At 39.5% G+C, this 18,417-nt stretch carries 32 protein-coding genes and 1 riboswitch; all 32 genes read left to right on the forward strand.

The features are described 5' to 3' along the window. The first annotated feature begins 4 nt into the window (after window positions 1-4). Window positions 5-349, forward strand: coding sequence for a 50S ribosomal protein L22 (rplV, locus tag AHA02nite_RS13355; RefSeq protein ID WP_017185236.1), 345 nt, complete (start codon window positions 5-7; stop codon window positions 347-349). 3 nt (window positions 350-352) lie between these two features. Then, entirely contained in the window at window positions 353-994 is a 642-nt protein-coding gene (gene rpsC / locus AHA02nite_RS13360) for a 30S ribosomal protein S3 (protein ID WP_017185235.1), read from the forward strand. 18 nt (window positions 995-1,012) lie between these two features. Further along, window positions 1,013-1,447 (forward strand): 50S ribosomal protein L16, encoded by a 435-nt coding sequence (rplP, locus tag AHA02nite_RS13365; RefSeq protein ID WP_146818149.1) that lies wholly within the window; start codon window positions 1,013-1,015, stop codon window positions 1,445-1,447. Next, the gene (rpmC, locus tag AHA02nite_RS13370) at window positions 1,437-1,640 is read left to right on the forward strand and encodes a 50S ribosomal protein L29 (RefSeq protein WP_146818151.1); all 204 of its coding nucleotides are present in this window, start codon (window positions 1,437-1,439) and stop codon (window positions 1,638-1,640) included. Before rplP ends, rpmC begins: the two co-directional genes overlap by 11 nt. A 19-nt stretch (window positions 1,641-1,659) precedes the next feature. Continuing rightward, window positions 1,660-1,923 (forward strand): 30S ribosomal protein S17, encoded by a 264-nt coding sequence (rpsQ, locus tag AHA02nite_RS13375; protein WP_017185232.1) that lies wholly within the window; start codon window positions 1,660-1,662, stop codon window positions 1,921-1,923. A 43-nt stretch (window positions 1,924-1,966) separates the two neighbouring features. Further along, complete coding sequence (rplN, locus tag AHA02nite_RS13380; protein ID WP_017185231.1) at window positions 1,967-2,335, forward strand: 50S ribosomal protein L14; 369 nt, start codon at window positions 1,967-1,969, stop codon at window positions 2,333-2,335. 36 nt (window positions 2,336-2,371) lie between these two features. Continuing rightward, entirely contained in the window at window positions 2,372-2,683 is a 312-nt protein-coding gene (gene rplX, locus AHA02nite_RS13385; protein WP_017185230.1) for a 50S ribosomal protein L24, read from the forward strand. A gap of 27 nt (window positions 2,684-2,710) precedes the next feature. Beyond that, entirely contained in the window at window positions 2,711-3,250 is a 540-nt protein-coding gene (gene rplE / locus AHA02nite_RS13390) for a 50S ribosomal protein L5 (protein WP_146818153.1), read from the forward strand. 25 nt (window positions 3,251-3,275) lie between these two features. Continuing rightward, the gene (locus tag AHA02nite_RS13395) at window positions 3,276-3,461 is read left to right on the forward strand and encodes a type Z 30S ribosomal protein S14 (RefSeq protein WP_017185228.1); all 186 of its coding nucleotides are present in this window, start codon (window positions 3,276-3,278) and stop codon (window positions 3,459-3,461) included. 29 nt (window positions 3,462-3,490) lie between these two features. After that, the gene (gene rpsH / locus AHA02nite_RS13400) at window positions 3,491-3,889 is read left to right on the forward strand and encodes a 30S ribosomal protein S8 (protein ID WP_017185227.1); all 399 of its coding nucleotides are present in this window, start codon (window positions 3,491-3,493) and stop codon (window positions 3,887-3,889) included. 31 nt (window positions 3,890-3,920) lie between these two features. Next, window positions 3,921-4,457: a 50S ribosomal protein L6 gene (gene rplF, locus AHA02nite_RS13405; RefSeq protein ID WP_017185226.1), complete on the forward strand. Its 537-nt coding sequence runs from the start codon at window positions 3,921-3,923 to the stop codon at window positions 4,455-4,457. A gap of 32 nt (window positions 4,458-4,489) precedes the next feature. Beyond that, a complete protein-coding gene (gene rplR, locus AHA02nite_RS13410; RefSeq protein WP_146818155.1) occupies window positions 4,490-4,852 on the forward strand; it encodes a 50S ribosomal protein L18 in 363 nt (120 codons plus the stop codon). A gap of 24 nt (window positions 4,853-4,876) precedes the next feature. Then, window positions 4,877-5,380, forward strand: a complete 504-nt coding sequence (gene rpsE / locus AHA02nite_RS13415) for a 30S ribosomal protein S5 (protein ID WP_146818157.1) — start codon at window positions 4,877-4,879, stop codon at window positions 5,378-5,380. Between the two features lie 12 nt (window positions 5,381-5,392). Further along, window positions 5,393-5,575 (forward strand): 50S ribosomal protein L30, encoded by a 183-nt coding sequence (rpmD, locus tag AHA02nite_RS13420; protein WP_146818160.1) that lies wholly within the window; start codon window positions 5,393-5,395, stop codon window positions 5,573-5,575. Window positions 5,576-5,609: 34 nt separating this feature from the next. After that, window positions 5,610-6,050 (forward strand): 50S ribosomal protein L15, encoded by a 441-nt coding sequence (gene rplO, locus AHA02nite_RS13425; RefSeq protein ID WP_146818162.1) that lies wholly within the window; start codon window positions 5,610-5,612, stop codon window positions 6,048-6,050. Beyond that, window positions 6,050-7,342, forward strand: a complete 1,293-nt coding sequence (secY, locus tag AHA02nite_RS13430) for a preprotein translocase subunit SecY (protein WP_146818164.1) — start codon at window positions 6,050-6,052, stop codon at window positions 7,340-7,342. The genes rplO and secY overlap by 1 nt, the downstream gene beginning before the upstream one ends. Window positions 7,343-7,384: 42 nt before the next feature. Further along, window positions 7,385-8,038 (forward strand): adenylate kinase, encoded by a 654-nt coding sequence (locus AHA02nite_RS13435; protein WP_146818166.1) that lies wholly within the window; start codon window positions 7,385-7,387, stop codon window positions 8,036-8,038. Next, window positions 8,035-8,781 carry a type I methionyl aminopeptidase gene (map, locus tag AHA02nite_RS13440; RefSeq protein ID WP_146818167.1) on the forward strand — a complete coding sequence of 249 codons (747 nt, stop codon included), beginning with the start codon at window positions 8,035-8,037 and terminating at the stop codon, window positions 8,779-8,781. The genes AHA02nite_RS13435 and map overlap by 4 nt, the downstream gene beginning before the upstream one ends. A 16-nt stretch (window positions 8,782-8,797) precedes the next feature. After that, the gene (locus tag AHA02nite_RS13445; protein WP_146818169.1) at window positions 8,798-9,136 is read left to right on the forward strand and encodes a KOW domain-containing RNA-binding protein; all 339 of its coding nucleotides are present in this window, start codon (window positions 8,798-8,800) and stop codon (window positions 9,134-9,136) included. Continuing rightward, window positions 9,114-9,332, forward strand: a complete 219-nt coding sequence (infA, locus tag AHA02nite_RS13450) for a translation initiation factor IF-1 (protein ID WP_017185218.1) — start codon at window positions 9,114-9,116, stop codon at window positions 9,330-9,332. The genes AHA02nite_RS13445 and infA overlap by 23 nt, the downstream gene beginning before the upstream one ends. A 33-nt stretch (window positions 9,333-9,365) precedes the next feature. Then, a complete protein-coding gene (gene rpmJ / locus AHA02nite_RS13455; protein WP_003156543.1) occupies window positions 9,366-9,479 on the forward strand; it encodes a 50S ribosomal protein L36 in 114 nt (37 codons plus the stop codon). Between the two features lie 24 nt (window positions 9,480-9,503). Beyond that, window positions 9,504-9,869, forward strand: coding sequence for a 30S ribosomal protein S13 (gene rpsM / locus AHA02nite_RS13460; protein ID WP_146818171.1), 366 nt, complete (start codon window positions 9,504-9,506; stop codon window positions 9,867-9,869). A 24-nt stretch (window positions 9,870-9,893) separates the two neighbouring features. Continuing rightward, entirely contained in the window at window positions 9,894-10,295 is a 402-nt protein-coding gene (rpsK, locus tag AHA02nite_RS13465; RefSeq protein WP_146818173.1) for a 30S ribosomal protein S11, read from the forward strand. A gap of 174 nt (window positions 10,296-10,469) precedes the next feature. Beyond that, a complete protein-coding gene (locus AHA02nite_RS13470) occupies window positions 10,470-11,414 on the forward strand; it encodes a DNA-directed RNA polymerase subunit alpha (protein WP_017185215.1) in 945 nt (314 codons plus the stop codon). A gap of 41 nt (window positions 11,415-11,455) precedes the next feature. Beyond that, window positions 11,456-11,818, forward strand: a complete 363-nt coding sequence (gene rplQ, locus AHA02nite_RS13475) for a 50S ribosomal protein L17 (protein WP_146818175.1) — start codon at window positions 11,456-11,458, stop codon at window positions 11,816-11,818. 142 nt (window positions 11,819-11,960) lie between these two features. Next, window positions 11,961-12,797 (forward strand): energy-coupling factor transporter ATPase, encoded by an 837-nt coding sequence (locus AHA02nite_RS13480; protein WP_307724931.1) that lies wholly within the window; start codon window positions 11,961-11,963, stop codon window positions 12,795-12,797. Continuing rightward, complete coding sequence (locus AHA02nite_RS13485) at window positions 12,773-13,639, forward strand: energy-coupling factor transporter ATPase (RefSeq protein WP_146818179.1); 867 nt, start codon at window positions 12,773-12,775, stop codon at window positions 13,637-13,639. Before AHA02nite_RS13480 ends, AHA02nite_RS13485 begins: the two co-directional genes overlap by 25 nt. After that, window positions 13,636-14,433 carry an energy-coupling factor transporter transmembrane component T family protein gene (locus tag AHA02nite_RS13490; protein WP_146818181.1) on the forward strand — a complete coding sequence of 266 codons (798 nt, stop codon included), beginning with the start codon at window positions 13,636-13,638 and terminating at the stop codon, window positions 14,431-14,433. The genes AHA02nite_RS13485 and AHA02nite_RS13490 overlap by 4 nt, the downstream gene beginning before the upstream one ends. Window positions 14,434-14,444: 11 nt before the next feature. Next, entirely contained in the window at window positions 14,445-15,185 is a 741-nt protein-coding gene (truA, locus tag AHA02nite_RS13495; RefSeq protein WP_146818183.1) for a tRNA pseudouridine(38-40) synthase TruA, read from the forward strand. 99 nt (window positions 15,186-15,284) lie between these two features. Further along, a riboswitch (purine riboswitch) is annotated at window positions 15,285-15,386 on the forward strand. Between the two features lie 98 nt (window positions 15,387-15,484). Next, window positions 15,485-15,985: a 5-(carboxyamino)imidazole ribonucleotide mutase gene (gene purE, locus AHA02nite_RS13500; RefSeq protein WP_146818185.1), complete on the forward strand. Its 501-nt coding sequence runs from the start codon at window positions 15,485-15,487 to the stop codon at window positions 15,983-15,985. After that, on the forward strand, window positions 15,973-17,121 hold the full coding sequence (purK, locus tag AHA02nite_RS13505; RefSeq protein ID WP_146818187.1) for a 5-(carboxyamino)imidazole ribonucleotide synthase: 1,149 nt from the start codon (window positions 15,973-15,975) through the stop codon (window positions 17,119-17,121). The genes purE and purK overlap by 13 nt, the downstream gene beginning before the upstream one ends. Continuing rightward, a complete protein-coding gene (gene purB, locus AHA02nite_RS13510) occupies window positions 17,099-18,394 on the forward strand; it encodes an adenylosuccinate lyase (RefSeq protein WP_146818189.1) in 1,296 nt (431 codons plus the stop codon). Before purK ends, purB begins: the two co-directional genes overlap by 23 nt. The last annotated feature ends 23 nt before the right edge of the window (window positions 18,395-18,417 follow it).

Consider the following 18,417-nt stretch of genomic DNA (forward strand, 5'->3'; position numbering starts at 1 on the left):
CATGATGCAACAAGCTAAAGCTGTAGCTAAAACGGTTCGTATCGCTCCTCGTAAAGCTCGTTTAGTTATCGATTTAATTCGAGGAAAAGATGTAGGCGAAGCTATCGCAACACTTAAGCACACAAACCGTGCAGCATCACCAGACATTGAAAAAGTTTTAAACTCTGCTATCGCAAACGCAGAGCACAACTATGAATTAGATATTGATAACTTAGTTGTTTCTGAAGCATATGTAAATGAAGGTGTAACACTTAAGAGGTTCCGCCCACGTGCACAAGGTCGTGCGAGCGCAATTAACAAGCGCACAAGCCACATTACAGTTGTGGTATCAGAAAAGAAGGAGGGATAAGTAGTGGGTCAAAAAATCAACCCTAAAGGTCTTCGTGTTGGCGTAATTCGTGACTGGGAATCAAAATGGTACGCTGAAAACGATTATGCTGAACTATTACATGAAGACATTAAAATTCGTGAATATATTCAAGATCGTCTAAAAGACTCAGCGGTTTCAAAAGTTGATATCGAGCGCGCAGCTAACCGTGTTAACATTTCGGTTCACACTGCTAAGCCAGGTATGGTTATTGGTAAAGGTGGTTCAGAAGTTGAAAACCTACGTAACCAACTAAACCATTTAACTGGTAAACGTGTTCATATTAATATCGTTGAAGTTAAGAAGCCAGAATTAGATGCAACTCTAGTTGCTGACAATATTGCTCGTCAATTAGAAAATCGTGTATCTTTCCGTCGTGTACAGAAACAAGCAATCCAACGCGCTATGCGTTCAGGAGCTAAAGGTGTTAAAACACAAGTTTCAGGTCGTCTAGGCGGAGCGGACATTGCACGTGCTGAACAATACAACGAAGGAACTGTACCACTTCACACACTTCGTGCAGACATCGACTATGGTACTGCAGAAGCTGACACTACTTACGGTAAGTTAGGTGTTAAAGTGTGGATCTATCGTGGTGAAGTCCTTCCAACAAAAACTAATGAATAAGGAAGGGGGATCAGCAATATGTTAATGCCTAAACGCGTTAAATATCGTAAGCAACACCGTACGAGCCTTAAAGGTAAGGCAAGAGGTGGAACAGAAGTTTCATTCGGTGAGTTCGGCTTACAAGCAATTGAAGGTGAATGGATTACAAGTCGTCAAATTGAGGCTGCTCGTATTGCAATGACTCGTTATATGAAACGTGGCGGTAAAGTCTGGATCAAAATCTTCCCAGATAAGCCAAAAACAGCTAAACCACTAGAAGTCCGTATGGGTTCTGGTAAAGGTGCTCCTGAAGGATGGGTAGCTGTAGTAAAACCAGGAAAAGTTATGTTTGAAGTAGCAGGTGTAAGTGAAGAAGTAGCTCGTGAAGCATTACGTCTTGCAGCTCACAAACTTCCAGTAAAAACGAAGTTCGTAAAACGTGAAGAAATTGGTGGTGATAGCAATGAAGGCTAACGAAATTAGAGAACTAACCACTGCCGAAATCGAACAAAAAGTTAAATCACTAAAAGAAGAACTGTTTAACCTACGTTTCCAACTTGCTACGGGTCAGTTAGAAAACACTGCTCGTATCCGTGAAGTTCGTAAGTCAATTGCTCGTATGAAAACAGTTGTTCGTGAAAGAGAAATCGGCGCTAATAATCGATAATTGAGAGGAGGTTACCTCAATGGCTGATCGTAATTCTCGTAAGGTGTATAGTGGTCGTGTTGTTTCAGATAAGATGGATAAAACAATTACTGTTTTAGTTGAAACGTATAAATTCCACCCACTATATGGTAAGCGTGTTAAATACTCAAAGAAATTTAAAGCTCATGATGAAAACAATCAAGCTAAAAAAGGTGACGTTGTAAGCATTATGGAAACTCGTCCATTATCAGCAAGTAAACGTTTCCGCTTAGTCGAAATCGTAGAAGAAGCTGTTGTTATTTAATAAATGATCGCTCGGAATAGTTCCGAAGGGAGGTTGTATTTGTATGATTCAACAAGAAAGTCGTTTAAAAGTTGCTGACAATTCTGGTGCTCGTGAAGTACAAACGATCAAAGTACTAGGTGGCTCTGGACGTAAAACAGCTAACATTGGTGATGTAATTGTTTGTTCAGTGAAACAAGCAACACCAGGCGGCGTTGTTAAAAAAGGCGAAATTGTTAGAGCTGTAATTGTACGTTCAAAGAGTGGTGCTCGTCGTAAAGATGGTTCATACATTCGTTTCGACGAAAATGCGGCTGTTATCGTACGTGAAGATAAAAGCCCACGCGGAACTCGTATCTTCGGACCTGTTGCACGTGAACTACGTGAAAACAAGTTTATGAAGATCGTTTCCCTAGCTCCAGAAGTTTTATAATAGAGAAAAAAAGCCTTGTAAGGAGGTGCACGATTCATGCATGTAAAAAAAGGCGATAAAGTAAGAGTTATTTCCGGTAAAGATAAAGGGAAAGAAGGCACAATTCTAGAAGCATTTCCTAAGAAGGATCGTATTGTGGTAGAAGGTGTTAACTATATGAAAAAGCACACACAGCCTTCTCAAGAAAACCCACAAGGCGGAATTTTAAACCAAGAAGCACCAATTCATGTTTCTAACGTTATGCCTATTGATCCAAACACTAATGAACCGACTCGTGTTGGTTATGAAGTTCGTGACGGTAACAAAGTTCGCATAGCTAAGAAGTCTGGTGAACCTTTAGATAAATAGTTCTCGTGATGAAAGGAGGTCTACTTGATGAACGCATTAAAAAAACAATATAAAGATGAAGTTATTCCAAGCTTAATGGAAAAGTTTAATTATGATTCAGTGATGCAAGCACCAAAAGTTGAAAAGATCGTAATCAACATGGGTGTTGGTGACGCTGTACAAAACTCAAAAGCGTTAGATAACGCTGTAGAAGAGTTAGAGTTAATTTCCGGACAAAAGCCAATGATTACAAAAGCTAAAAAATCAATCGCTGGTTTCCGTCTGCGTGAAGGTAACCCAATCGGTGCTAAAGTAACACTACGTGGTGAGCGTATGTACGAATTCCTACACAAGCTTATCTCAGTTTCTTTACCTCGTGTACGTGACTTCCGCGGAATCTCAAGCAAAGCATTTGACGGCCGTGGAAACTACACTTTAGGTGTAAAAGAGCAATTGATTTTCCCGGAAATTAATTACGATAGAGTTAACAAAATACGCGGTATGGATATCGTAATTGTTACAACTGCTGATACGGACGAAGAAGCTAGTGAATTATTAACTCAGTTCGGAATGCCTTTCAGACAGTAACCTTGACCTAAAAGGAGGGAAAATTGTGGCTAAGAAATCAATGATCGCTAAGCAAAAGCGTAATCAAAAGTTTAAAGTACGTGAATATACACGTTGTGAACGTTGTGGACGTCCACACTCGGTCATTCGTAAATTCAAATTATGCCGAATTTGTTTCCGTGAGTTAGCATACGAAGGTCAAATTCCAGGCGTTAAAAAAGCAAGCTGGTAAGCCCATAGCAGGGAAGGAGGTAATGAGAAATGGCAATGACAGATCCAATTGCAGATCTATTAACAAGAATTCGTAATGCAAACATGGTACGTCATGAACAATTGGAAGTACCTGCTTCGAAATTGAAGCAAGAGATCGTTGAAATCTTAAAGCGTGAAGGTTTCATTCGTGACTACGAATATATTGAAGACAACAAGCAAGGCGTACTACGTCTTTTCCTAAAATACGGTTCAAGTGATGAGCGTGTTATTACAGGAATTAAGAAGATTAGTAAGCCAGGGCTACGTGTTTACGCGAAAGCTGAAGAGCTACCTCGTGTATTAAACGGTCTAGGTATCGCTGTTATTTCAACTAGTAAAGGTGTTTTAACGGATAAAGAAGCTCGTCAACAAGCGGTAGGCGGCGAAGTGCTAGCTTACGTTTGGTAATCACTATTGAACAGTCAGGAGGTGTAAAGGAATGTCTCGTGTAGGATTAAAACCAGTAGAAATTCCAAACGATGTAGAAGTAAACGTAGATGGTACTTTAGTTTCTGTTAAAGGTCCTAAAGGTGAACTATCACGTTCAATTCATGAAGATATGAAAGTTAACATTGACGGCAATGTTTTAACTGTTGAGCGTCCAAGCGAAAACAAAAAGCACCGTTCAGTTCACGGTACAACGCGTAGTAACATCGCAAACATGATCGAAGGTGTATCTAAAGGTTTCGAAAAAGCTTTAGAAATCCAAGGTGTTGGTTACCGTGCACAATTACAAGGTCAGAAGCTAGTTGTTAACGCTGGTTACTCTCACCCAGTAGAGATTGAACCTGTAGAAGGTATTGATATTGAGTGCCCATCTAACACTCGTATCCTTGTAAAAGGAATCGATAAGGAACTAGTTGGTGCGGTTGCAGCAAATATCCGCGCAATCCGTACGCCAGAGCCTTATAAAGGTAAAGGTATTCGTTACGAAAATGAGCGTGTACGTATTAAAGAAGGTAAGACTGCTAAATAATTTCCGTTAAAAGACAGAAAGGAGTGACCTAGATGATTACGAAGCAAGATAAAAACGCTACTCGTAAGAAGCGTCATAGCCGTGTTCGTCGTCATTTAACCGGTACATCTGAGCGTCCTCGCTTAAATGTTTACCGTTCAAATAAGCACATTTATGCACAATTGATTGATGATCTTGCTGGTGTAACTGTTGCAAGCGCATCTACAGTTGATAAAGAATTTAAAGGTGAATCAACAGGTAATGTTGATGCTGCGAAACAAGTTGGCGAGTTAGTCGCTAAGCGTGCTGTAGAAAAAGGTTTTAAATCAGTTGTCTTTGATCGCGGTGGTTACTTATACCATGGACGTGTAGAAGCACTAGCTGAAGCTGCTCGTGAAGCAGGATTAGAATTTTAATCAAGTCGTAAAGGAGGGAAAGGCATGAATAAACAAATCGATCCAAGCAAGCTTGATATAGAAGAGCGTGTAGTTACTGTAAATCGTGTATCTAAAGTTGTGAAGGGTGGTCGCCGTTTCCGTTTCACAGCACTAGTTGTTGTTGGTGACAAGAATGGTCACGTTGGTTTCGGTACTGGTAAAGCACATGAGGTACCAGAAGCAATTCGTAAAGCAATTGAAGACGGTAAGAAGAACTTAGTGCGTGTACCTATCGTTGGTACGACAATTCCACATCAAATCCATGGTCAGTTTGGCGCTGGAAACATCTTATTGAAGCCAGCTTCAGAAGGTACTGGAGTTATCGCAGGTGGTCCGGTTCGTGCAGTGTTAGAACTAGCAGGTGTTCAAGACATCTTATCAAAATCATTAGGTTCAAACACTCCAATCAACATGGTACGTGCTACAATCCAAGGCTTAAGCGAACTTAAGTCTGCTGAAGACGTAGCAAAACTACGCGGTAAATCAGTTGAGGAACTGTTAGGATAAGGAGGGATAACCATGGCAAATAAAGTAGAAATTACCCTCACACGCAGCGTGATCGGTCGTAAACAAGATCAACGTGATACAGTAAAAGCTCTAGGCTTAAATAAAATTAGCCAAACAGTCGTTCATGACGATACAGATGCTATTCGTGGCATGATTAACAAAGTGTCTCACTTAGTTGAAGTAAAAGAAGCGTAAGTAACGATTATCGTAAAGAGGAGGTGCTCGACGGATGAAACTTCATGAGTTAAAAAGAGCTGAAGGCTCTCGTAAAAAACGTAATCGTGTAGGTCGTGGAATGTCTACAGGCAATGGTAAAACATCAGGCCGTGGTCATAAAGGACAAAAAGCACGTTCAGGCGGTAACGTACGTCCTGGTTTCGAAGGTGGTCAAATGCCTTTATACCAGCGCCTACCAAAACGTGGTTTTACGAACATTAACCGAAAAGAATATACAATTGTCAATTTAGACACTCTTAATCGTTTTGAAGAAGGAACTGAAGTAACGCCAGAACTTCTATTAGAAACTGGTGCGATCAGCAAGATTAAAGCAGGAGTTAAAGTACTAGGTAATGGTAGCCTAGATAAAAATCTGACTGTTAAAGCTGATAAGTTCTCTGCTTCTGCTAAAGAAGCTATTGAAGCGGCAGGCGGTCAAACTGAGGTGATTTAATGTTCCGCACATTTTCCAATTTATTTCGCGTAGCTGACATTAGACAGAAGATCCTTTTTACCCTTGCAATTTTAATCGTCTTTAGAATCGGTACATTCATTCCGGTTCCATTTGCTGATAGCGATGCTCTAACAATGATGAATGAAGTTAATGCTTTCGGATTCATTGATACATTCGGAGGAGGAGCATTGAGTCAGTTCTCTGTTTTTGCTATGGGAGTTTTCCCATACATTACGGCTGCTATTATTATGCAGTTACTTCAAATGGACGTTGTTCCGAAGTTTACAGAGTGGCGTAAACAAGGTGAAATGGGACGTCGTAAGCTAGCGCAATTCACACGTTATTTCACTGTCGTTTTGGCTTTTATTCAAGCAATTGGAATGTCAGTCGGGTTTAACCACCTTACAGAAGGTTCTTTAATTACAAACCCAACTCCTGTTACGTATTTAACAATTGCTGTTGTATTAACAGGTGGTACAACATTCTTAATGTGGCTTGGTGAGCAAATTACAGAATATGGCGTAGGTAACGGAATATCAATTCTAATCTTTGCAGGTATCGTTGCAGGGATACCAACAGGCTTAAACCAGCTTTACGAGCAATATATCTCAGGAGCTGGAGATCAATTATTTATTAATTTAGCTGTTTTAGGAATCATCACTTTAGTCGTGATCGCTGTAATTGTTGGTGTAATCTTCATTCAGCAAGCACTACGTAAGATTCCAATTCAGTATGCAAAGAGAACAGTTAACCGTTCTCCAGTTGGGGGACAGTCAACACATCTACCATTAAAGGTAAATGCAGCGGGAGTTATTCCAATCATTTTTGCTATTTCGTTTATCATCGCACCTCAGACAATTTCAGGCTTCTTTGAAGGTAACGAATTTGCACAAACGATGGCTTGGGTATTTGATTACACAGAGCCAGTTGGAATGGCAATTTACTTTGCTTTAATCATAGCATTTACGTATTTCTACACGTTTGTTCAAGTTAACCCTGAACAAATGGCAGAAAACCTACAGAAACAAGGCGGTTATGTTCCAGGAATTCGTCCGGGTCAAAATACAGAAACGTATTTGACACGTGTTATGTATCGTTTAACGTTTGTTGGAGCGTTGTTCTTAGCTGTAGTAGCAATCTTCCCTATTATGTTAGGAAGTATAGCGAACTTACCAGCAGCGGTTCAAATCGGTGGAACAAGTCTACTGATCGTTGTAGGTGTAGCGCTTAATACTATGAAGCAGTTAGAGAGTCAATTAGTAAAACGTCACTATCGTGGCTTTATTAAATAGTATGCTCGATTGCTTTGGATTAATGAGAGCGAGGGGAAAGATATGAATCTTATTTTGATGGGACTGCCAGGTGCTGGTAAAGGTACACAAGCAGAAAAAATCGTAGAAAAATATAACATCCCTCATATCTCAACTGGAGATATGTTCCGTTCTGCGATCAAAGAAGGAACGCCATTAGGAAAAGAAGCAAAGTCTTATATGGATCAAGGTGACTTGGTCCCTGATGAAGTAACAGTGGGTATTGTTAAAGAACGTTTAAGCAAACCAGACTGTGAAAAAGGCTTTTTATTAGATGGTTTTCCTAGAACAGTAGCTCAAGCAGAAGCTCTAGAAAACCTTTTAAGTGAATTAAACACTAAACTTGATTATGTATTACATGTTCAAGTTCCAGAAAATAAATTAGTCGATCGTCTAACTGGTCGCCGCATCTGCCCTGAGTGTGGAGCAACTTATCACGTTGAGTTCAACCCTCCTAAGGAAGATGGAAAGTGTGACGTTGACGGTGCAACATTAATGCAACGTGAAGATGATCAACCTGAAACTGTTAAAAATCGCCTGAAGGTAAATATGGAACAAACACAACCATTATTAGATTACTATGGCGATAAAGGCTACCTTGTCGATGTTAATGGCGACCAGCATATTGATGATGTGTTCGTACAAATCGATGAGAAAATCGGAGGCTTAGCTAAATGATCATTCGAAAAACACCACGGGAAATTGAGATTATGCGTCAAGCTGGTAAGATTGTAGCTTTAACTCACCAAGAATTAGCTAAACATATCAAGCCAGGTGTAACGACAAATGAACTGGATGAAATAGCCGAAAAGTTTATTCGTAGTCATGATGCAACACCTTCTTTTAAAGGTTATAACGGTTTCAGTGGTAGCATTTGTGTATCTGTCAATGAAGAGCTTGTACACGGAATTCCAAGTGATCGCGAGCTAAATGATGGTGACATTATTAGTATCGATATTGGTGCTAATTACAATGGCTATCATGGCGACTCAGCATGGACTTACGCTGTTGGTGACATTGATGACGATACGCAAGAATTGCTTGATGTTACAGAGGAGTCTTTATTTAAAGGTTTAGAACAAATTAAACCAGGCAATCGTTTAACAGATATTTCGCATGCAATTCAAAGTTATGTTGAACCATATGGTTATACGATTGTTCAAGAATATGGCGGCCATGGCATTGGCCAAAACATTCATGAAGACCCTCATATTTCAAACTTTGGACCACCCAATAAAGGTCCGCGTTTGAAAAAAGGAATGGTATTAGCGATTGAGCCAATGGTTAATCTAGGCGAACGTTACGTCCGAACATTAGATGATGACTGGACAGTTGTGACAGCAGACAAGAAGTTTTGTGCTCACTTTGAGCATACAATCGCTGTAACAGAAGATGGTTATGAGATTTTAACGAAAGCTTAAGTGAAGGTGATGACGGTTGAACGAAGGAGATTCGGGTTGTCCTAAATTAGGACAGTTAGTGAGGATTAAACGAGGTCGTGAATCAGAACAATATGCAATAATTATTGACTTTGATGATCGGAAGTTTGTTAAGCTAGCAGATGGCGAAAAACGTAAGTTCGATCGGCCGAAGCGCAAAAACCTTCATCATGTCGAATTAATCGATTATGTTTCTCCAGAAGTAGCACGCAGCTTAGAGGAAACTGGTCGAGTCACAAACGGAAAACTTCGCTTCGCAATATCAAAATTTGTCAACGAATCGATGACAGGTTGGAAGAAGGGAGATTCTCTCGATGGCGAAAGACGATGTAATTGAGATGGAAGGAACAGTCCTTGAGACTTTACCTAACGCAATGTTTAAAGTAGAGTTAGAAAATGGACACGAAATCCTTGCACACGTATCAGGTAAAATTCGAATGCACTTCATCCGTATTTTACCAGGAGATAAAGTTACGGTAGAGATGTCACCTTATGATTTATCAAGAGGTCGAATCACATATCGTTATAAATAACGAGAATACTCCGATCTAAAAGGAGGTAGGAAAATGAAGGTAAGACCGTCAGTAAAACCTATTTGTGAAAAATGTAAAGTTATCCGCCGTAAGGGTAAAGTAATGGTAATTTGCGAAAATCCTAAACACAAACAAAAACAAGGATAATTTTTAAGGAGGTGCAATGCACGCATGGCTCGTATTTCAGGTGTAGATATACCGCGTGAAAAGCGTATTGTTATCGCGCTAACGTACATTTTTGGTGTTGGTCATACAACGGCAAGCAAAGTTGTAGAAGCTGCAGGTGTTGATGCAACAACTCGCGTACGTGACTTAACAGAAGAAGAATTATCGAACATTCGTAAAGAAATGGATCAGTACACGGTTGAAGGTGACCTTCGTCGTGAAACGTCTCTTAACATTAAGCGTTTAATCGAGATCGGCTCTTATCGTGGTATCCGTCATCGTCGTGGTCTACCAACACGTGGTCAGAAGACTAAGAACAATTCCCGCACACGTAAAGGTCCACGCCGTACAGTAGCGAATAAGAAAAAATAATTGAACAAAGGAGGTATGCTAGTCATGGCTCGTAAGGGTAATAAAACAACTACACGTAGAAAGCGTCGTGTGAAAAAGAATATAGAGTCTGGTGTTGCTCACATTCGTTCAACGTTTAACAATACGATTGTGACAATTACAGATGATAGCGGAAATGCTATTGCGTGGAGCAGTGCTGGATCTTTAGGTTTTAAAGGTTCTCGTAAATCTACTCCATTCGCAGCACAGATGGCATCGGAAGTAGCGGCAAAGGCAGCTCAAGAAAACGGCATGAAAACTATAGAAGTGGCTGTAAAAGGCCCAGGTGCAGGTCGTGAAGCAGCTATTCGTTCATTACAAGCTGCAGGCCTAGAAATTACTGCAATTGTTGATGTTACACCGGTACCTCACAATGGTTGCCGCCCACCAAAACGTCGTCGTGTTTAATTGGAAGTATATAATTTGTCAACCCGTCTATAATGGGATATGATGGCTTTAAAAAGCTTTGCACGGTTATATGGGGTTTAGTTCCGCGTTTTCCTGCGTGGAACCTACCCGTTTTTTGGAATATCGATGAAAACGATCATCGTTGTTTCGACGTTTTGAAGGAGGGTTTTGTGAATGATTGAAATTGAAAAACCGAAAGTTGAAACGATTGAAGTTAGCGAGAATGCTAAGTTCGGTAAATTTGTTATTGAACCATTGGAGCGTGGGTATGGTACAACAATGGGTAACTCCTTGCGTCGTATCTTGCTATCCTCACTTCCAGGAGCGGCAGTAACGTCTGTTCAAATTGAAGGCGCGTTACATGAATTTACAACATTAGATTATGTTGTAGAAGATGTAACAACGATTATCTTAAATCTTAAAAAGTTAGCTTTAAAGATTTACTCAGATGATGAAAAAACGCTAGAAATTGATGTTCAGGGAGAAGGGGAAGTAACGGCAGCAGACATTAAACATGACAGTGATGTTGAAGTGCTTAACCCTGAATTAAAGATTGCTACAATCACTGGTAACGGTAAGCTTAACATGAGAATTTTCGCAGCGAAGGGTAGAGGTTATCGCCCAGCTGAAGAAAATAAAAGAGATGAGCAACCGATCGGTGTCATTCCAGTTGATTCAATCTTCACACCAGTTGAACGTGTAACGTACCAAGTCGAAAACACGCGTGTAGGTCAAGTTGCAAATTTCGATAAGCTGACATTAGACGTATGGACTGATGGAAGCATTCGCCCAGAGGAAGCTATTTCTCTAGGTGCTAAAGTGTTTACTGAACACTTAAATGTATTTGTTGGCTTAACTGATGAAGCGCAAAATGCGGAGATTATGGTTGAGAAAGAAGAAGACCAAAAAGAAAAAGTGTTAGAAATGACAATTGAAGAACTAGACTTATCAGTTCGTTCTTACAATTGCTTAAAACGTGCAGGTATTAATACGGTACAAGAACTAACACAAAAATCCGAAGAAGACATGATGAAAGTACGTAACTTAGGACGTAAATCCTTAGACGAAGTTAAAAACAAACTTGATGCCCTGAACTTAGGCTTACGTAAAGAAGATTAGTATAAGCATCAGTGAATTCCTAAACAAAGGAGGTTTAAAGGATGGCAAAAGCGAAATTAGGTCGTACGACTGATCAACGTTTAGCTCTTCTACGTAATTTAGCTACTGATTTAATCGTTCATGAACGTATTGAAACGACAGAAACTAAAGCTAAAGAGCTAAAGCCAGTTGTTGAAAAAATGATTACATTAGGTAAGCGTGGCGACCTTCATGCTCGTAGACAGGCAGAGTCATATCTACGTAAAGTAGAAACTGACGAAGAAGGTACTAACGCATTACAAAAGCTATTCTCTGACATTGCTCCACGTTTTGAAGACCGCCAAGGTGGATACACTCGTATTCTTAAACTAGGTGAGCGTAAAGGTGACGGAGCAAGAACAGTGATTATTGAATTAGTTGACTAATTGAATGATTGAAGAAAGAGGGGTGTTCAGATTCCATGTAAAAATGGGAGCTGGGCCCTTTTTTTATGATTAAAGACTACTATTTCACTCTAGTTCAACAATTATAATTATATGATACAATTGATAAAAAGTTATTAGAGGGGTGCTGTTATTGATTCAGTTCGATCAAGTGTCTTTTCAATATAAACCAAATACACCCTATGTACTGAATGACATTAATCTAACTGTTAGCGAAGGTGAATGGGTATCCATTCTCGGACAGAACGGTTCAGGTAAGTCGACAGCAGCAAAGTTAATTAACGGCTTGTTACGTCCAATAGAAGGTCGAGTATTAATCGATGATACCGAAATAACTGATGAAACAGTTTACCAAGTTCGTAGACATGTAGGAATGGTTTTTCAAAATCCAGAAAACCAGTTTGTCGGCACTACTGTTTTAGATGATGTAGCATTTGGATTAGAGAATATCGGCGTTCCTCGTGAAGAAATGATCGACAGAATTGATGAAAGCCTAAAACAAGTCGGTATGCTTGATTATAAAAACCATGAACCAACCCGGCTATCCGGTGGGCAAAAGCAGAGAGTTGCGATTGCTAGTGTGTTAGCTATGAAACCAAAGATTATCGTGTTTGATGAAGCTACATCTATGTTAGACCCAGTAGGTAAAAAAGAGATAATCGAAACGATGCAATACTTACATAAACACTATAAGTTGACGGTTATTATGATTACACACGATTTAAATGAAGCGGCTTATTCTGATCACGTTATTACGCTACATAAAGGGAGAGTCTGGTTACAAGGCACACCACGTAACCTCTTTCAATACGGTGAAAAGTTGAAAGAAGTCGGCTTAGAGCCAACGTTGGTCACGAAAGTGTATCAGTCGTTAAAACGAGAATCTTTTCATATTAAAGAAGAGCCAATACATTTTAAGGAACTGGTGGACGAACTATGGACATTATATTTGAAAACGTAAATTATACATATCAACCGAATACACCATTTAGTCACCAAGCGTTGAAAGACATTTCCTTAGAAATAAAATCAGGTTCATTCGTTGCGGTCGTCGGTCATACTGGCTCAGGCAAGTCGACTTTGTTGCAACATTTAAATGCGTTATTACAGCCAACAAGTGGTCGTTTAGTTTTGGGTAATGTTGAATTACCAGGTGCACATCATGAACAAATAAAAAGTATTAGACAAAGAGTAGGTCTTTTATTTCAATATCCAGAACATCAATTGTTTGAAGAAACAGTAAAAAAAGAGCTGCTATTTGGCCCTAAAAACTTTGGCTTTGATCTAAAACAAGTTGAAACAGAATTAAATGATTCACTACAAGAAGTAGGGCTAGAAGAGTCAGTTCTTGATCGGTCCCCTTTTGAATTAAGTGGTGGCCAAATGAAGCGAGTTGCGCTAGCTAGTATGTTATTAGCGAAACCTCAAGTGCTAGTGTTAGATGAACCAACGGCAGGGTTAGACCCACTAGGTCAAAAAAAGATGATGCAGCTATTTAAGTCGTTACATGAAAATAAGCAACATACCGTTGTTTTAGTAACACATAATATGGATGATGCGATGAGGTACGCTGAGAAGGTCATCGTTTTAAATCAAGGGACAGTAGAATGTGTCAAAAGTCCAAGTGAATTGATACATGAGCGTGATCGTTTAAAGGCAATAGGGCTTGATGTACCTGAGCCTGTAGAGTTTGTTGAGTATATGAAAGCTCGTCTTGGAGTGTTGTGGGAAGAAGAGGATATAAATGAACAAACGATTAGTCGCACGTTAGTTAAGCATTTAAAGGGTGGTGCGACGTCTTGAATCAATCATTAATTATTGGTCAATATGTGCCAGGAGAATCAGTCGTCCATAAAATCGACCCAAGGCTTAAGTTAATCATTATTTTTATTTTTGTGATTGCTGTTTTTATGGCAAACAACATTTGGAGTTATGTGTCTTTATACTTTTTTGTCTTTGCAAGTGTGGCGCTATCTCGTATACCTGTGGCTTATATTTTTAAAGGATTGAAGCCAGTTTGGTGGATTATCATTATAACCTTTATGTTTCACTTATTTATTAATAGTGGAGGAAACGTTATAGTTAGCTTTTTAGGAATAAACGTTTATGAACAAGGTGTATTTCAAGGTGCTAGCATTGCTACGCGATTCTTTTTATTAATCATATTAGCTACGCTATTAACGTTATCAACAACACCTATTGCTGTTACAGATGCAGTAGAGGCGCTGTTAAAACCGTTAAAGAAGGTACGCTTTCCTGTTCATGAAATAGCCTTAATGATGTCGATCTCGCTAAGGTTCATACCAACCTTTATGCAAGAAATGGACAAAATTTCAAAAGCGCAAGCAGCTCGGGGATTAGATTATACTAAAGGTAAACTTAAAGATCGTTTTAAAGCGTTGTTGCCTTTACTCATCCCATTACTCATCAGCTCATTTAAACGAGCGGAAGACTTAGCTTTAGCAATGGAAGCACGGGGTTATCAAGGGGAAGAAGGGCGGACGAAACTACGCCAATTATCATTTAGTAAAATTGATTATATTGTCATTATAAGTTTAATTGTATTTCTTGTAAGCTTTTATATGATTAGAGTGTAAGGAGTAGAATCATGGAACGAATAAAGCTTCATATAGCCTATGATGGAACGAATTTTGCAGGGTATCAAGTACAACATAATCAACGCACAGTTCAACTAGTTGTTGAACGAGCGTTATCGAAGATGCACCGACAAGAAATGAAAGTGTATACATCTGGTCGCACGGACTCTGGTGTTCATGCTAATGACCAAGTCCTTCATTTTAACTCACCGATGACTTTGGACTGTTCGTCATGGCGTAATGCGTTACAAACTTTGCTCCCAAAAGATGTAAAAATTATGCATGTCGAAAAAGTAGATGAATCCTTTGATGCTCGAAAAAGTGCAAAAGAGAAAGTCTATCGCTACCAAATCATTAATCAACGAGAATATGATGTGTTTAAAAGGTTGTATGAATGGCATGTAATTAAGCCGCTTAGCATGGAGAGAATGAGATCAGCGGCAAAGTTAATAGAAGGAACACATGACTTTACAGCTTTTTCTGCTTCTAAATCAAACGTAAAAGGTGATAAGAAGCGGACAATTAAGTCGATTGATATATGGGAAGAGGGAGATGGACGCATTATATTTGAAGTGCGAGGGAACGGTTTTTTAACTCACATGGTGCGTATTATCGTTGGCACGTTAGTTGAGATTGGGTTAGGGAAAAAAGATGAAACCTGTATTACACAAGCGTTAGAAACGTTAAATCGCCAAGTGCTCGGTTTAACAGCACCTAGTCACGGGTTATGTTTATGGAAAGTTATCTACTAAAAACCGAACATTAAGTTTTAAAACAGATATTTTTTTCGGTTTTTAATGAAAATGCCATTGATTGTTACATGAACCATGTTATAATATATGTAAATACGAAATTTAACAACTACATACCCTCATATAATATTGGGAATATGGCCCAAAAGTCTCTACCCGGTTGCCGTAAACGACTGGACTATGGGGAGTAATCTGGCTACAAGGGTGTAGTATATAGTTTTTGAACGTTTATGCAGATTGCTTTCCTCATACGGGAGAGTAGTCTGCTTTTATTTTTTCTCAAGGAGAGGATGACTTAAGTGGAAACAGTTGTCGGTGTCATTATGGGAAGTACGTCAGATTGGGAAACGATGAAGTATACGTGTGAAGTGTTAGAAGAATTAGAGATTCCGTATGAAAAAGAAGTTGTATCTGCTCATCGTACGCCTGAAAAAATGTTTACATATGCAGAGCAAGCTTACGAACGAGGGTTAAAAGTGATTATAGCAGGTGCAGGTGGTGCCGCTCACTTACCAGGCATGGTTGCTGCTAAAACGGTATTACCGGTAATCGGCGTACCTGTTCAATCGAAAGCTTTAAACGGTTTGGATTCATTGTTATCGATTGTACAAATGCCAGCAGGTGTGCCAGTTGCAACTGTGGCGATCGGTAAAGCTGGAGCAAAGAACGCAGGCTTATTAGCCACTCAGCAGTTAGCAGCATTTGACTCATCAATTTATGAAAAACTTAAAAAGTATCGTGAAACAATGAAAGATAAAGTGGAATCTAGTAATGAGGAGCTTCAGTCATGGAACGTATAATCAGGCCAGGGTCAACTATAGGAATTATTGGTGGAGGACAACTTGGACAAATGATGGCTTTATCAGCAAAAGCAATGGGCTTTAAAACCGCCGTTTTAGACCCTACGCCTAACTCACCGACTGCGCAAGTAGCAGATGAACAAATAATTGCTCCATATTCAAGTTTAGAAGCGGCTAAACAGTTAAGAGATGTTGCTGATGTCATTACATACGAGTTCGAAAATGTCGACGTGAAAGTGTTGGAATATTTAGAGCAAGAAGCGTACTTACCACAAGGAAGTCAATTAATTCAAACGACACAAGATCGTGCTTTTGAAAAAGAAGCGATAGAAAAAAGCGGAGCAAAAGTGGCGTCTTATAAACTAGTCGATAATAATAGTGATTTACTAGAAGCTGTCAACGAAATTGGCCTTCCTTCCATTCTTAAGACGAGGCGGTTCGGTTATGACGGTAAAGGTCAAGTCGTGATCGAAACTAATGACAATCTAAATGAAGCAAGCCAGTTATTAGAACAAGGTCCGTGTATATTAGAAGAAAAAATTAATTTTAACCAAGAATTATCAGTGATGGTCGTTAGAAGTACTACAGGTGAAGTTATGACTTATCCAGTTTCAGAAAACATTCACGTGAATCATATTTTGCATCAATCCATTGTGCCAGCGCGAGTGTCTGAGCAAGTTGAAAGCCAAGCAAAAAAAGTCGCTATTGCTGTCGCTGAAACGCTTGGTGTTATTGGTGCTTTAGGTGTTGAATTATTTTTAGGTGAAGATGACACGATCTATGTTAACGAAGTAGCTCCAAGGCCACACAATTCAGGACATTATACGATGGATGCTTGTATCACATCACAGTTCGAACAACATGTAAGAGCGATTTGTGGTTGGGCGTTAGGTAATGGAAAGCTAATGAGTCCTGTCGTCATGACTAATGTATTAGGTCAACATTTAGAGGAAGTCAATCAACAGGTTATAAAATTGCCACAGGCTAAACTTCACTTGTATGGAAAAGCTGAAGCTAAACAAAATCGAAAAATGGGTCATATAAACTTTGTCGGAAACGATGTTAATGATATGTTAAAACAGATCAAACAATTAAACATTTGGAGGGAACAACATGATCGAGCGTTATACACGTGAAGAAATGGGCAATATTTGGACAGAAGAAAACAGGTTTCAAGCATGGTTAGAAGTTGAAATTCTAGCTTGTGAAGCTTGGGCTGAGTTAGGTGACATTCCGAAAGAGGATGTTCAGAAGATCCGTGAGAAGGCGTCTTTTGATGTGAATCGGATTCATGAGATCGAACAAGAAACACGCCATGACGTCGTCGCATTTACGCGCGCTGTATCAGAAACTTTAGGTGAGGAGAAGAAGTGGGTCCATTACGGCTTAACGTCAACAGATGTCGTTGATACAGCTTTATCGTATTTAATTAAACAGTCAAACGATATTATTCGTCAAGACTTAGAACGTTTTTTATCAGTCATTAAAGCAAAAGCTGAAGAGCATAAATATACGATTATGATGGGGCGTACCCACGGTGTTCATGCTGAGCCGACAACATTCGGACTGAAGCTTGCGTTATGGTATGAAGAGATGAAGCGCAACATTGAGCGTTTTGATGCAGCGGCTAAAGGAATTGAAGTAGGAAAATTATCAGGTGCTGTTGGTACATATGCCAATATCGACCCCTTCGTTGAAAAATATGTTTGTGAAAATCTTGGTTTAACACCATCACCAATCTCGACACAAACGCTTCAAAGAGACCGTCACGCTGATTACATGTCAACGTTAGCGTTAATCGCATCTTCTATTGAGAAAATGGCAGTTGAAATTCGTGGTCTACAAAAGAGTGAAACGCGTGAAGTTGAAGAGTTTTTCGCAAAAGGTCAAAAAGGTTCATCTGCTATGCCTCATAAACGTAATCCAATTGGTTCTGAAAATATGACCGGGATGGCACGTGTAATTCGAGGCTATATGACGACCGCTTACGAAAACGTCGCATTATGGCATGAACGTGATATTTCACATTCATCGGCTGAACGTGTCATTATTCCAGACGCTACGATTGCGTTAGATTATATGCTTAGTCGTTTTTCAAGTATCGTTGAGAAATTAACCGTGTTTGAGGACAACATGAAAGCTAATATGGACCGTACATACGGCTTAATCTACTCTCAACGTGTTTTACTTACGTTAATTGATCAAGGTTTCTCGCGTGAGCGTGCTTACGATCTCGTGCAGCCGTTAGCAATGCAAGCATGGGAAGAAGGCGTTTCGTTCCCAGACCTTATTCGCTCAACGGACGAAATTACAAGCTCAATTAACGAAGAAGACTTAGAAGCATGTTTTGATCCAACGTATCATTTAAAAAATGTTGATATGATTTTTGAGCGTTTAGGACTTAAGTAACCGAGTAGGAAAAAGGAGGCATC

Source organism: Alkalibacillus haloalkaliphilus (genome assembly GCF_007991275.1).
Taxonomy (GTDB): domain Bacteria; phylum Bacillota; class Bacilli; order Bacillales; family Alkalibacillaceae; genus Alkalibacillus; species Alkalibacillus haloalkaliphilus.

Excerpts from the sequence above, each read along its gene's own strand:
- rpsK (WP_146818173.1), top strand. The coding sequence starts at position 9,894 with ATGGCTCGTAAGGGTAATAAAACAACTACACGTAGAAAGCGTCGTGTG.
- AHA02nite_RS13470 (WP_017185215.1), top strand. The coding sequence starts at position 10,470 with ATGATTGAAATTGAAAAACCGAAAGTTGAAACGATTGAAGTTAGCGAG.
- rpsH (WP_017185227.1), top strand. The coding sequence starts at position 3,491 with ATGGCAATGACAGATCCAATTGCAGATCTATTAACAAGAATTCGTAAT.
- rplE (WP_146818153.1), top strand. The coding sequence starts at position 2,711 with ATGAACGCATTAAAAAAACAATATAAAGATGAAGTTATTCCAAGCTTA.
- AHA02nite_RS13485 (WP_146818179.1), top strand. The coding sequence starts at position 12,773 with ATGGACATTATATTTGAAAACGTAAATTATACATATCAACCGAATACA.
- purB (WP_146818189.1), top strand. The coding sequence starts at position 17,099 with ATGATCGAGCGTTATACACGTGAAGAAATGGGCAATATTTGGACAGAA.
- rpsE (WP_146818157.1), top strand. The coding sequence starts at position 4,877 with ATGAATAAACAAATCGATCCAAGCAAGCTTGATATAGAAGAGCGTGTA.
- rplN (WP_017185231.1), top strand. The coding sequence starts at position 1,967 with ATGATTCAACAAGAAAGTCGTTTAAAAGTTGCTGACAATTCTGGTGCT.
- rpmJ (WP_003156543.1), top strand. The coding sequence starts at position 9,366 with ATGAAGGTAAGACCGTCAGTAAAACCTATTTGTGAAAAATGTAAAGTT.
- rplR (WP_146818155.1), top strand. The coding sequence starts at position 4,490 with ATGATTACGAAGCAAGATAAAAACGCTACTCGTAAGAAGCGTCATAGC.
- rpsM (WP_146818171.1), top strand. The coding sequence starts at position 9,504 with ATGGCTCGTATTTCAGGTGTAGATATACCGCGTGAAAAGCGTATTGTT.
- rpmC (WP_146818151.1), top strand. The coding sequence starts at position 1,437 with ATGAAGGCTAACGAAATTAGAGAACTAACCACTGCCGAAATCGAACAA.
- secY (WP_146818164.1), top strand. The coding sequence starts at position 6,050 with ATGTTCCGCACATTTTCCAATTTATTTCGCGTAGCTGACATTAGACAG.
- rplV (WP_017185236.1), top strand. The coding sequence starts at position 5 with ATGCAACAAGCTAAAGCTGTAGCTAAAACGGTTCGTATCGCTCCTCGT.
- rplF (WP_017185226.1), top strand. The coding sequence starts at position 3,921 with ATGTCTCGTGTAGGATTAAAACCAGTAGAAATTCCAAACGATGTAGAA.
- rplX (WP_017185230.1), top strand. The coding sequence starts at position 2,372 with ATGCATGTAAAAAAAGGCGATAAAGTAAGAGTTATTTCCGGTAAAGAT.
- rpmD (WP_146818160.1), top strand. The coding sequence starts at position 5,393 with ATGGCAAATAAAGTAGAAATTACCCTCACACGCAGCGTGATCGGTCGT.
- infA (WP_017185218.1), top strand. The coding sequence starts at position 9,114 with ATGGCGAAAGACGATGTAATTGAGATGGAAGGAACAGTCCTTGAGACT.
- truA (WP_146818183.1), top strand. The coding sequence starts at position 14,445 with ATGGAACGAATAAAGCTTCATATAGCCTATGATGGAACGAATTTTGCA.
- AHA02nite_RS13435 (WP_146818166.1), top strand. The coding sequence starts at position 7,385 with ATGAATCTTATTTTGATGGGACTGCCAGGTGCTGGTAAAGGTACACAA.
- purK (WP_146818187.1), top strand. The coding sequence starts at position 15,973 with ATGGAACGTATAATCAGGCCAGGGTCAACTATAGGAATTATTGGTGGA.
- rplP (WP_146818149.1), top strand. The coding sequence starts at position 1,013 with ATGTTAATGCCTAAACGCGTTAAATATCGTAAGCAACACCGTACGAGC.
- rplQ (WP_146818175.1), top strand. The coding sequence starts at position 11,456 with ATGGCAAAAGCGAAATTAGGTCGTACGACTGATCAACGTTTAGCTCTT.
- rplO (WP_146818162.1), top strand. The coding sequence starts at position 5,610 with ATGAAACTTCATGAGTTAAAAAGAGCTGAAGGCTCTCGTAAAAAACGT.
- map (WP_146818167.1), top strand. The coding sequence starts at position 8,035 with ATGATCATTCGAAAAACACCACGGGAAATTGAGATTATGCGTCAAGCT.
- rpsQ (WP_017185232.1), top strand. The coding sequence starts at position 1,660 with ATGGCTGATCGTAATTCTCGTAAGGTGTATAGTGGTCGTGTTGTTTCA.